The following is a 12,748-nucleotide window of genomic DNA, read 5'->3' as shown; positions in this document are numbered from 1 at the left end:
ACTGCGAATTGGTGACACCATCTATCAAGCGTCTTTTAAAACATGCATCATTTTTTGATGCATATTAACGTCTATTAGCTTCTATTAACTTCCATCAACTTTCGCTAACATCTATTTAGCACTACAAAACTCAACCCAACTTCATGCACAAAAATTTGCGATTGTATTTAGTTCGTCTCCTTACTCTTCACACTCGCACGTGAGATAGTTTTGTCAGCTAAACGCTTACTGGATTTAAGCAGTTCAATCTCATCACTCAAGATGTGCGCTGCTTCGATCAAATAAACATCTTTTGCTTCTTTACTAGCTTTTTCAGCCGCCAACTCTGCTGCCAAACTGCGTTCGCTGCCTTGCAAACCATCATCTTGCGTTGGCACTTTGCTTGTCTCCGCTTTTGCATCTGCTTTATCATCAGCCTTGCCTGCCACTTTCGATTTACCTTCTAAAGCAGCGCGGATTGCTTCACGTTCTTTGGATTTCTTCTCACGCGCATCACGTTCTGCACGGCGCTCCTCTTCATTTAAAGAAATCACTTTTTTCTCTTTTTGCTTTTTAAATTCAGCAATATCTTCTTTAATGAATTGGAACTCCTTGTCTTTCGCAATCCGCATTTCATGACGGACTTGCAGCATCGCTTGCACGTCTTTTAAATTGCCTAACGCTTGATAATTTGCAGGTTTAATCTGCACCCAAGGCAAGGCATTGTCATAGCTAGATTCACCATAACTATCGGCATCAGTAAAACTTGGATAAGCGATGTCTGGAGTGACGCCACGCAATTGTGTCGTACCACCATTCACGCGGAAGAACTGCGCAACAGTCATTTTCAAATCGCCATATTGCTGCTTCTCACTGCGTGCCATCTGATCCAAACTAATTACCGTCTGCACAGTACCTTTACCGAAACTATTCTCACCAATAATCAAGCCACGACCATAGTCTTGGATTGCAGCAGCAAAAATCTCTGAAGCAGATGCAGAACCACGATTAATCATCACACCGAGTGGACCATCCCAGGCAACCACGCCTGCGCTATCGCTTTCAACGTGGACTTTACCTTGTGAATTGCGCTGCTGAACTACTGGACCTTTGCCAATAAACAAACTGGTCAGCTCTACGGCCTCGTTCAAAGAACCACCACCGTTATCGCGCAAATCAATTAACACGCTATCGACTTTTTCTTTTTTCAATTCGGCTAATAGTTTTGCTACATCGCGTGTCGCACTCTTAAAGTTTTTGTCGCCACGACGACGTGCATCAAAATCTTGGTAGAAGGTCGGCAAGGCAATCACACCAATTCGGCGCGTACCGTCAGCTGACTTTACTTCTTGTATCGATTTCTTTGCAGCCTGCTGTTCTAAGGTAATCTTATTGCGTACCAAGACGACTTTTTTGTGCGCGCCATCTGGTCCCGCATCAGCCGGTAACACATCCAAAGTCACTGTCGTGTCTTTCGGTCCGCGAATCAGTTTCACCACGTCGTCTAAACGCCAGCCCATCACATCAACCATCGGGCCATCCGTACCTTGAGCAACACCAACAATACGATCACCGACTTTCAATTTACCCGACAAAGCAGCTGGGCTACCTGGCACCATTTCGCGCACTGTCGCCATTTCATCGCGATCCTGCAAAGTCGCGCCAATACCCGTCATCGACAATCGCATAGAAATATCAAAGTCTTCTGCTGCTTTGGGTCCCAAATAATTGGTATGCGGCTCTACCGACATCGCATACGCATTCATAAATAACTGAAACACGTCTTCGCTTTTCAGTTTATTCATGCGTGTTAGCGTGGTTTCGTAACGCTTTTCCAAAGTGGATTTGATAGCTGCTGGCTCTTTACCTGCAAGCTTTAATCGCAACCAATCATTTTTTACGCGTTGACGCCATAAATCACGCATTTCTTCTTCGGATTTTGGCCAAGGCTCTTTGTCACGCTGATAGCGATAAGCCTCTTTTTGCGAGAAATCAAATTCTGTATTCAGCAAACTACGTGCATAAGTTAAGCGCTCTTTAAAGCGTTGGTGATACAGATTAAACATGGCAAATGGTGTCGTTAAATCCTGCCCCAAAATCGCATCATCTAATTTATCGCGCGCTACAGAAAATTGATCGATATCGGATTGCAAGAAAAAGATACGGTCACCATCAAGTGACTTCAAATAGCGATCAAAAATCTTTTCCGACATCGCATCATCTAAAGGCGTTGCCTTATAGTGAAAGCGGGTAAAGAATTCCGCCGTCATATTCGCGGCTTGGATTTGCTGCGGCAAAGGCTGAAAATTCAGCGTCGCCTTCGCCGTATTATTGACGTCTGGTGCATTGACTGCGGCAATCGGGCCGGATTCCGCAATCGCAAAATGCGTAGAAACCACCAAAGCGATTACCATGCCTATTAAAGTCTTTTTCATGTTCTTTCTCCAGTTATTCGTAACGCAGCACAGGCATCGGACACAGGTTGATAATTATTTAACCTCAAAGCCTGATTGTACCTATCTAAATACGAATATTCTTCACCAATACAAATTAACAGCACGAGAGCGGCTTGATAACTTGCCTACTCCAAATTTCATAGAGTAGCAGCATATCACTTGTTTTGCTTTCCGACAGCCCACCAGAGCGTAGTTTCCGGCATTTTCATGCTGCTTTTTGTAACGCTTTGTTGGTGTGACCTGTTACAGTTTGTTAAGTTCACTTTGCTGATTGAGGGGAGCTAGCTAATTCTAGCTCTCACTAGCGAGAGAGCGATGAGGTAAGTTAGATTAAATTGGTGAATTACTTGTTGGCGATGCTTGGTAGATTTGCCCCCTCGCACTTTGGAGTATTTGGACTATTTACACTTTTTTGTTGATTTGCTTATGCCTAGGTTAGGTTTTTGAGAGGATCATTAAAATGAAATTGACAGTATGGGATTTTCAAAGCGGCTCAAACAAATTGCGCCATTCTCCACTATCCGTTATCTTTGCAAGATAAAATTTAAATAATTTTTTTAAAAAGATAATTCGCTCCAATGGAACAATTGCTCAACATCGTCACATCGGTCAGATCACGTTTTCTCAATAAATTTGTTGCTTTACTCAATGACTTTCGAGAAAGACATTCGCCATCAGCACCAGAGGTCTTAATGGAGCTTCAACGGAAAGATGCCTACCCATTCAGGCTTTATCGAGCGGACATACTTTCAAACGTCAATGGACATACTGAAATTAAAGAAGTGAATCCTGATTCATATCTAAACTTCGAACCATTCACCGTGACCACGGCAACTGGCTTACAGATTTTATTCCATCCAATCGCTTGGTATGGAACAGAATTCAAATGCAATACAGACTCATTTACCTCAGGTCTAGAGAATTGGACTCTACGATGGCTAGATCCCCATGACGAGCACGAGTTAGATGCTCATGGACTTCAAGGTGTAATTCATTCAGTTACGGCACCAACTGCGAATAATAATAACTGGGAGTTCACCGTAGACTTTGGTTCTGCGCCGATCGAGGCTATGGAAGAATTATTCGTTATGCTCGCCACTGCTGGAGTCACGAAAGTCGAGGTTTCTTCTTCCTGCATAGACTGAAATCTAACTTACTTTAAGGGCTAGGTACGTATTTTGTCTCCGCGTTAGACGCTTAAATTACCTGAACGAAAATCTTATTGAGCTTGCTCCCATTACTCAACTGTAACGCTTGGCCACGGTGAATCCGTGCCCCCTACGACAATAAGCTTGCAAGCAGTATTTCGGCGTTCTTATTTCAAGATTATCCAATTCGGATGTTCAAACAGACGTCCGTAATCATTCAAAGCATTGATAACTTTATGTGTCGCTTTTGCAGGTTGGCCTTTTGCTTTGCCAGTCACTACGTCTGCACCCTGCGTCATCTCGGCAATAATCTGATGTAACACAGCATCTGCTTCCGGATTGAGTTTGCAATTGGCGACTATGTTTGCAATTTCTGTATGAGTTATCTCGCCTAGTTGTTTGAAGTGTGTTTTGGATAAAGCTTGATGTTGTTTGCTAGCGATTTTTTTCTGAAACTCTGCATGTAGTGTATTCATGCTTTGTCGCAGGGGCGCATCGCTATTCCATTTTTTGCCTTGATTCAGTGACAGCTTACCGTGTTCACTACTGTGATGTTGGTGCTGCCGTGCTTGTGTCACATTGCCATAAAAAGACGCTGCACAAAAAGCTGCTAGTATTAGAATTTTTTTTGCTCATCTTCGCTTACCTCATCGTTGATTCAAAGTGAAATACATTGCCAATAGGAGCATCATCAATCCATCATAAATGAATGAATTCGCTCTTTGATGTAAACCATTATAGAAACAAGAGGAAGTCTTGCACGTTCGATGATTTTTACGCCTTAGGTTTACATGATGCACATCAAGCGATTGCGATTACAAAGCTCATCGCAGGAATCCTGTCGTTGACAACATCAACGATGTGCATGCACCAAACGGAATCCAAACACAAAACCCACACCTGCCAAGCCCCAAACGATAGCCGCGACAATTTCGAAAGTGTTGCGCAATTCTGGATGATTGATCATCAAAGGCCAAAATATCATTGATCGTAATAAGCAAATCGCTGCCATACCAGCTAATCCTGTGCGTAACAATGGCAAACGTCGTATGAGGCCCAATGCAGAAAATGCATATGCTGCACAAATCGCCATTAATGCAGTGATCATCATGGTACTAACAGGCGCCAGCCAAGTGCCTTCGCGTGCCGATTGCACAATCTGCGGTGGTGCGCCGAAGTAAGCGTACCAACTTGGTCCACCGAAGATAGCTGCGATATGAATAATCACGCCGATTACAGCAATGACGCCAGCTAGATAGACCCACCATTCTGAAAGTTTTTTCATATTATCTGCATTTGATTGTGTGATAAAAAACTAGACGCACGCACTGATTCCTAGCAATCAAAACCAATAATCTGCCACACACTTTCCATCACGCGGAAGATCATCGAACGTATCGAGTCCATCAAAATGATCTATCGGAATCTGAGCAACAGCATCTGGCTCAGCCAAACGTAAATTCACAGCGATACGACGGCGACCTTGTTCGTCTAATTGCAAACTACGCCAATATGCCACGCAACCACAATTAGGACAGAAGTGAAATTCTAGTGCTTTACCACGTACATAAGCGCGCGTGACTCCGCTGACGTGGATACCTTCATTTTCATAATCGTAAGCCCACAATACACCATAGCGCCGACACGCAGTACAGTTACAGGCGGTCGCGCCGTCGGGTTGGCCTGCAAAAGTCCAGCGAACTTCACCACAAAGACAAGCGCCTTTAATCAATTCGGACATCAACCTCTCCTTTGTTTACTGCTTCCCCAGCCTAGATATTTTCAATTTAAAAAGAAGTATTAGCAAGCGCGGCAAACTTCACTGCATGCGCTTTAACCAAGGCCAACGCTGTTGATAAGAATGCGCTTTTTGTTCATACAAATTTTGATGCGGTGTAAGCGAATTCATTGCTAAGACTCCTTGATACAAGATCTCAAAACCGTTGGGTGCATAGATCTCTTGTGGATTCATCCCCACACAAGTTGAAGGGATGAGAAAGCGATCGATGCCCTCTTGCACACTTTTTAATTCTGGATAGGCATGCCCAAAGTAGGATGGATACCATTGATGAACACGCGCTTGATTGCATACTTCGATATTGATGTTCAAATCCTTGAAAAGATCATTCACGCGTTCTTGATGCGCCTGCTCAGAAGTCGCTGACAAGTCATCATCAAAATAAAAGATGTCGTAATCTTTGATACCAAACGTCGGGTTTTGATTTGATTTACGATTCCAAACGGTTTGAAACAAACATCCCGCAACCAGCCAACTATCAGGCAGTGCGATGGCATCCCAACGGGCAAAAATTTCGGCATTTTTGGGGTTACTTAAAACGTCTTCAATGAATTGTTGCTTCATACGCTCGTTGTCGATATGTTTTCATCTATCAACAAATTCGACTTCAGCGATAAATTGTCGATTTCCATTTTGTTCTTTATAAAACACATCATGCTTGCCTTCGATCATAGATTTCATTTCGATAGAAGCACACTTGGCTGAATCCGTTTTTGCCGGAATACCAGTATGAACGGTCAAATAAATCGTTTTTCCTTCGATCTGAGAAGTTATTCGTCGGCACACTATTCCTGAATTCAAGTTGGTGGGATTTGAGGTGAACTTCTTCAATCCACTTACATCAACGGAAATAGGTAAGATCCAAACACCTTTGGTCTTAGTTGGTGTGCCAATTGCCATTCCTCCGACAGATTGAATAAATCGCCAACTTGCGACATTCTCTACTTGGGAGCAAGCAATTGATGCTGCCCCAATCAGTACTATGGCTACAATATTTTTCATCATAAACCAACTCGACATTTACAAAACAAGAAACCTGTGCTTGATACTTAAGGTATCGCGCCACAGTCAACAAATTTCACTGCCAGAAAAGATAATCCGAATTACATTCTTAGCTAAAGTCTTAAAGCGCTCACCATTATCTTGCACTACCGTAATCGTCAAATGCCCAGTCTTGCTGATATTTAAGTCACGCACCGTGCCAGATTTTCCTTTGTGGGTACCGCCAATCACTTTACAGTAATCGCCATCTTTCACCTGACTAGTTACATCCTGATTCATTTCATTGACTCCACTGGCAATTGAATAAAAATACGCGTGCCCTCACCGACTTGGCTTTGCAAAGCAAATTCGCCACCCCAAGCAAGCACACGTTCGCGCATGCCGCTGATGCCGATTCCAGCCACAACTTGTTCTGTATCGAACCCCTTGCCATCATCGTTCACACTGATGCTTAATAAAGATTTTTTAAAATTCATTTGTAGCGAGATTTCGACTTTCTTCGCGTGCGCGTGTTTCAAAATATTGGAGCAAGCTTCTTGTACGATGCGGTAAGCAGAAATAGCAAGCTCGGGATTTAGCTGCGCGAAATCCCCTTTTGTTTCAAATTCAAAATGGCAATCTTCATGCGCCGCATTGTACATACGCAGCATTTCTTCTATTGCACCTTCTAATCCAAGCATATCCAAAACTTCTGGTCGCAATCGTCGCACCAAGTTTCTACCATTCGCATATAAATCCAAGGCAAGCTTGGCGACTGCTTTGGCACGTTCTTGAATTTCTTGGAGTTGTGGCGCGAGTGTTTCATGTTGACTAGCTTGTGCAGCAATCTTGGCGATCCGTTCAGACTCTAATCTAACTGCAATCAAGGACGCATTCAATTCATCATGAATTTCTACCGCAATACTTTGCCTTTCATTCTCCACGATTGCATTGACTTTATGAATCAAGCGACGCTTCTCTGCATCAGCTTTTAATGCCTCGTTGCGCGATGCGATTAATTCTTTGGTACGTTCCGCCACCGTATTTTCTAAATGCGTTTGCGACTGATGCAAATTGTTGGCCATATCGTTGATGGAATTTTGCAGCATGCCGATTTCGCCACCATCAGAAACGACAATTTGCGTCGCTGTATGACCAGAACTAATGTCGCGCAAAGCATTGATAGCACGATGTAAAGGTTGACTTAAGCCTTTAGACAAATACCATGCCAAGCACGCACTGACAGACAGTGCCAACATCGACATCAACAACTCTATCGAAAATCGATAGCGCTGTTGGCTTAACAAATATGACTTGGTCATGGTGACGCGCACATAGCCAAGTATGGTTTGGCTACTGCTTTTTGCACTATCTAATTGCACTACACTGGCATGATTATCTGTATGCAAATTCACCCACACCATGTGGCGCTTAATCGGTAACTCAACATAATTTTTCTCAGGTTTGGCTTGCCCCGCGTTCTCAACATGACTCAGTTCTTTTTTGTTCGTATCCAAAATCGCGATGCGATAGATATTACGATCGGTTTGAATCACGCTATACATCATCTGCTTGATCGCCTGCATATTTCCAGCAACGATATTGTATTCAACGCCATCGGCTAACGCGGTTGTGATGGTGGTTGCGCGGGCATGTAACTCTTCTTCGACTTCTTTTAGCCGTGCGTAATACGAATACGAAATCAATGAAAAAAATAAATACACGACCGGAAAAATCGCAATCACCATTAACCGAGTACGTATGCTCCAGCTACGCCATTGTAATAGGCGAGCAAGTATTCCTAGTTGTGTTATGCGATTTGAAGTCATCAGCATTCGTCAATTCATGGTTCGATCAAACCATATTTGACCGCTAATTTAGTAATCAAAGCAGGCCGATGGACGCCGAGTTTTTCTTTGACAGATTGACTGATATTACTGATCGTCTTTTGCGAGAGATCGAGCTTTTCTGCGATCTCCACATTGGTTAAACCTTCTGCCATCAGTTTAAAAATTGCCAAACTACGTTCGTCGAGTACTGTTTGTGGAGAGGTGTCGCCGCGCACAGAGAGATTTGCCAAACGCTCGGCAATCGAAGGCATAAAGTACAACTCGCCCTGCGCCGCCCTTCGCACCGCAATCGCTAAATCGGCAGGATCACAATCTTTGGTTACAAATGCTTTGGCACCTAGACGATAGGTTTCCTTAATTAAAGCGTCTTGATCAAACTGACTCAAAAATACAATTTGCGCCTCGGCTTGTTTTTCCAAAATTTGTTTAGCAGCATCTAAACCGGTCATTTCGGCACCAAAACGTATATCAAGTACGATCACATCCGCTTGCGTAGCGAAAAATTGTTGAACCGCCTCTGTTGGTGTTTTTGCCTGACCAACCACTTCCATGCCCTCAGCCGCTAAGGTCATAGCAAAGCCAGTCATAACAATAGGATGATCATCTGCCAATAGTACACGGATGGTTTGCGGATTCGATTGTGGACGATTTGAGTCTTGATTCTGCATTATTTTCTCCAGAAACATTCATGCATGTGCCTCGTCATTTCTCCATGACGACGACGCTTTCGATTCATTTTACTTATAAAAGTAAGTCTAGTGTCGTATTTTTGCTAGTAACTAGCAGTTTATTCTTCAACTCACCACACATTTACAGTTCTACATAAGCTCTTGATTTAAAAAGCTTAAGTCAATCTAATAGCTATTTTTCCGCACAAAAGAACAATAAATTACCAATTAAATGCTTTTAAATTGCTAGCTTCTAGCATATTATGAATCTAACGATAGGCAATCATTGATTCTCAAGGCTAGCTTCGCTATCAATGCTGCAGTGCTATCGTCAACTTGTCGATCCCGACATTCTCGCTGTCTCACTTCAATGGGAGTTCATTATGTCTACACATCATTTTCAACAAACACAAAAAAAGAATGTCTCATCTTTATTGATCACAGGTGCCTTACACGCGATCGCCTTGGGATTGGGGTTGCAAGCAACTAACATCGCCGATTTTCGGCAACCGACCATTATTGAACTAGCCAACATTACGCCACCCGTAAAAACACCAGAGCCGGAAAAATCAAAGGAAATGCCCACGACTACACCGACTGCGCCAATTATTCCGCCACCACTGGTTCGAACCGAACGTGTTGATTCTGAAACAATTATTGTCGTCGAAAAAGACCTCAATCAAGCAAAGCCCTTCACCAATACAACGACAAACAGCCATGAGGAAACTACAGAATTTATGAAAGCAAGCAATCCTGTTCATATTGCAGCGCAAGTGGATTCAAACGCCTGTGAAAAGCCAGATTACCCAGCAAGCTCTATACGTAATGGTGAAGAAGGTGTCGTCAATCTAGCAATGTTAATTGGTCCAGATGGCAAAGTTTTAGAAAGTAAAGTAGAAAAATCAAGTGGTTCGCGCGCACTCGATAAAGCAGCGATTCAAGGTTTAAGTTTATGCAAATTTAAACCTGGCACTGTAGACGGTGTACCAGAAAAATCGTGGGCAAAATTACAGTATGTTTGGCATTTGAATTGAGAACTCGAACTAGGTTTAGTTGCGACTTCAAAAACAAAAATGGGACAATTACTTGTCCCATTTTTTCTAATACACCAAAAAATCTAATCGACTCAATTAATTAGTCCGTAATGATTTTTCCTTTCGCAATCAAATCATTGATTAATTGCAGATCTGTAGTGAAGCCTGTCGTTAAATTGACACCGTTAAATACGATCTGCTGCACGTCATTACTGAGAACATTAGTCGGATTAGTCGCCATCGCATTACCTGCGGTGAAAGCACCACTGGTACTGATATACAAGGTCGTATTCGTACCATCCCAATTAAAGTGTAAGAACTTATCAAGAGTTGCACTCGTTTCTCCAACTAACAGATCACGCAAGTCTAAACGATCACCGCCAGCGGCATAATTTGCAGTACCGAAATCAGTGATTCTATCGATCGCTGGAGCTGCTGTAGTACCATTGTCATTCAAACTCCATTTAAAGGTATCTGCACCAGCACCACCAGTTAAGGTATCGTTACCCGTACCACCGAGCAGCACGTCATCTCCACTATTACCATTGATGGTGTCGTTACCGCCATAGCCAAAGATAATATCAGCAACACTATTCTGCCCAGTTAACGTATCAGCAGCATTGGTACCCTCTGTATTTCTGTATCCACCCATCGTGATGTTCAATACATTAGTTGATGTATCGCCATCACGATCTGTGAATGTGTAATTAAACGAGGCAGTCAACTGCGTACCAACAGCGATTGAACTTCTAGTCGCCTCATTCATCGTAAAGGTGTAGGTGCCGTCGGCGTTCCCAGTGAAAGTTCCGTAAGTACTCGTACCACTCCAAGTCACCGTATTTGTCAATCCATCTGCACCACCTTGTGCTAAAACGCGACCAGTAGCCACAGGCAATGGTTCAACAGTAGTGACCGAAGCAAAAATACCGAACGTACTAGAAGCACTTTCCAATGTTCTAATCTGCGTTACCAAGTTACCATTTTCATCTTTAAAACCATTCAGATTCACGACATAATTTTGTCCCGCGATATTGATTGTGGAACTTGTTGCTGGCAACTGAATAATGTCTTTTGACGCTTCAGGATCACTAGTATTCGTCGTCTCTGTATGATCTAAAACTACGGTGAACGGTACCGTCGTCGAGACTCCATTGATTACAACATCAAACGTAAGGTTCAAATCGGTTCGATCCAACGATGCACCAGTTACAGGGAAATTATTATGCGTAAACTTAGCGACCTCAAACAATTGCCCCAGAGCAACCGCAGTACCTGCCGAAGTAGTAAAGCCTGTCGTATCAACTAAGTCATACCCAGACTGTGGGCTGCCTGTACCCCACAACAAACGATCGGCTAAGGTATCATGCGAATCAACGTTTGTGGTTGTAACAGCATTTCCATTTGTATTGATTGCATTTACAAATCCAGCATCTAAATCGTTCACAGAGATAGAGTCGACTCCAACAAACAATGCATGTGTCATCGCTGTAGTTACTGGTGCATCGTCTTCAACATTGATTGTCAAAGTCCCAGTACCAACACCAAAGCCGTCACTCGCGCCAATGCCGAAATTCAAAGCACGGATATTTTCACCGTTGCCAGCCACGTGATCAATTGGTGCCAACAAGTTGAAAGTGTACGCGCCTGAATTATTGATGGTTAATGTAGCCACCTGCGTCGCACCTGCTGTACCAGTATAAGTCTGCCCCACCAAATTCCACGTGATCGCCACGCCATTCGACGTGAGGCCAGTTGGAGCCGACGTTAAACTCCATGCCGTAATTGCACCATCTGGATCTGTAGCCGTCATCGTCCCAGAAGTGGTAGTGGAATTAGTAGTATCACTTGGGTTACCGACAGTATCTGCAATACCCGAACTCAATCCCTCTTCGGACACCGACCTAGTTTGTGCCGCAACAGTTGGCAAAACATTGTCTGTAATTGTTGCCGTACCTACTGCAGACGCATTACTTGTAACTCCAGCTGTTCTTGTCGCTGTCAACGTGAAGTTTTCTGCAGATTCAACCAAAGAGTCTGTAAGGATTGGTGTTCGCACTAAGACACTCGTTGCACCAGCAGCGATAGTGACGCTTGTCGCATTTACCCAAGTTCCACCACCGTTTGTTGATATCTGCAGATTCGTCGCACCAGAAGCGCCATAGTCAACACCTCCGCCAGTCGCCCCTGCATTTGCCAGTGCTAAATTAAAGCTAGTCGCAACACTGCTAACACCGCTTAAACTCAAAGTGAATTGCGCAAATCCTGCATTCTCAGCGACAGTAACATTTGATACTGATACGGTTGGCACAGATTCATTATCTGTAATACCGCCAGCGCCCGTCACCCCGCCAATGACTAACGGTAAGGATTCTGGGGAGGCACTGTCGACCACGGTGTCATCGATCGTCGCTACCGTGACCGTGAAGCTGGTCACGCCCGCTGGGACGATTAAGTTGCTGCCACTTAAGGTCACGCCATTGCTAAACGTTGGGGTTGCTGTGTAGTCACTACCTGCTGTCGCTGTACCGCCACCTAAGTTGTAGCTGTACGTCGAGGCGATTGTGGTCGGACCTGACAAGCTGACTGTGTACACCAAATTATTGCCTTCGACCACCGTGTCACCAGCTGGACCTGCTGCGCCTGGTTCTACTGTGGTGATCGTCGGTTGGTCATTGTCAACAATACCGCCAGCGCCCGTCACCCCGCCAATGACTAACGGTAAGGATTCTGGGGAGGCACTGTCGACCACGGTGTCATCGATCGTCGCTACCGTGACCGTGAAGCTGGTCACGCCCGCTGGGACGATTAAGTTGCTGCCACTTAAGGTCACGCCA

The 12,748-nt window shown here is 44.0% G+C and carries 12 protein-coding genes; 2 read left to right on the top strand and 10 right to left on the bottom strand.

Annotation, left to right across the window (positions count from 1 at the left end; translation table 11 throughout):
* Nucleotides 1–167: 167 nt before the first annotated feature.
* On the bottom strand, nt 168–2,414 hold the full coding sequence (locus tag KDM92_RS09565; protein WP_212684135.1) for a carboxy terminal-processing peptidase: 2,247 nt from the start codon (nt 2,412–2,414) through the stop codon (nt 168–170).
* A 713-nt stretch (nt 2,415–3,127) separates the two neighbouring features.
* Between KDM92_RS09565 and KDM92_RS09560 the strand changes: the two genes are divergently transcribed.
* Entirely contained in the window at nt 3,128–3,580 is a 453-nt protein-coding gene (locus KDM92_RS09560) for a hypothetical protein (protein WP_212684134.1), read from the top strand.
* A gap of 170 nt (nt 3,581–3,750) precedes the next feature.
* On the opposite strand, the gene KDM92_RS09555 is transcribed toward KDM92_RS09560, so the two are convergent.
* The 8 genes from KDM92_RS09555 to KDM92_RS09520 all read right to left on the bottom strand — a co-directional run bounded on the left by KDM92_RS09555 (nt 3,751) and on the right by KDM92_RS09520 (nt 8,880).
* Nucleotides 3,751–4,059, bottom strand: a complete 309-nt coding sequence (locus tag KDM92_RS09555; protein WP_212684133.1) for a hypothetical protein — start codon at nt 4,057–4,059, stop codon at nt 3,751–3,753.
* A gap of 377 nt (nt 4,060–4,436) precedes the next feature.
* A complete protein-coding gene (locus KDM92_RS09550) occupies nt 4,437–4,868 on the bottom strand; it encodes a hypothetical protein (RefSeq protein ID WP_212684132.1) in 432 nt (143 codons plus the stop codon).
* A 57-nt stretch (nt 4,869–4,925) separates the two neighbouring features.
* Nucleotides 4,926–5,324 carry a GFA family protein gene (locus KDM92_RS09545; RefSeq protein ID WP_230408269.1) on the bottom strand — a complete coding sequence of 133 codons (399 nt, stop codon included), beginning with the start codon at nt 5,322–5,324 and terminating at the stop codon, nt 4,926–4,928.
* Nucleotides 5,325–5,402: 78 nt separating this feature from the next.
* Entirely contained in the window at nt 5,403–5,945 is a 543-nt protein-coding gene (locus KDM92_RS09540) for a nucleotidyltransferase family protein (RefSeq protein ID WP_212684131.1), read from the bottom strand.
* 21 nt (nt 5,946–5,966) lie between these two features.
* Nucleotides 5,967–6,386, bottom strand: coding sequence for a hypothetical protein (locus tag KDM92_RS09535; protein WP_212684130.1), 420 nt, complete (start codon nt 6,384–6,386; stop codon nt 5,967–5,969).
* A gap of 63 nt (nt 6,387–6,449) precedes the next feature.
* On the bottom strand, nt 6,450–6,662 hold the full coding sequence (locus KDM92_RS09530) for a KOW motif-containing protein (RefSeq protein ID WP_212684129.1): 213 nt from the start codon (nt 6,660–6,662) through the stop codon (nt 6,450–6,452).
* Nucleotides 6,659–8,191 (bottom strand): sensor histidine kinase, encoded by a 1,533-nt coding sequence (locus KDM92_RS09525; RefSeq protein WP_212684128.1) that lies wholly within the window; start codon nt 8,189–8,191, stop codon nt 6,659–6,661. The genes KDM92_RS09530 and KDM92_RS09525 overlap by 4 nt, the downstream gene beginning before the upstream one ends.
* A 14-nt stretch (nt 8,192–8,205) precedes the next feature.
* Nucleotides 8,206–8,880, bottom strand: a complete 675-nt coding sequence (locus KDM92_RS09520) for a response regulator transcription factor (RefSeq protein ID WP_212684127.1) — start codon at nt 8,878–8,880, stop codon at nt 8,206–8,208.
* 383 nt (nt 8,881–9,263) lie between these two features.
* Between KDM92_RS09520 and KDM92_RS18565 the strand changes: the two genes are divergently transcribed.
* Entirely contained in the window at nt 9,264–9,914 is a 651-nt protein-coding gene (locus tag KDM92_RS18565) for an energy transducer TonB (protein ID WP_230408268.1), read from the top strand.
* 100 nt (nt 9,915–10,014) lie between these two features.
* Here KDM92_RS18565 and KDM92_RS09510 read toward each other — a convergent pair.
* A partial coding sequence (locus KDM92_RS09510) for a beta strand repeat-containing protein (protein WP_212684126.1) occupies nt 10,015–12,748 on the bottom strand: 2,734 nt, incomplete at its 5' end.

The organism is Affinundibacterium baiyunense (genome assembly GCF_018139645.1).
Lineage (GTDB): Bacteria > Pseudomonadota > Gammaproteobacteria > Burkholderiales > Burkholderiaceae_D > Undibacterium > Undibacterium baiyunense.
Note: the sequence above shows the minus strand (reverse complement) of the source record. Positions and strands in the feature narration are given on the sequence as shown.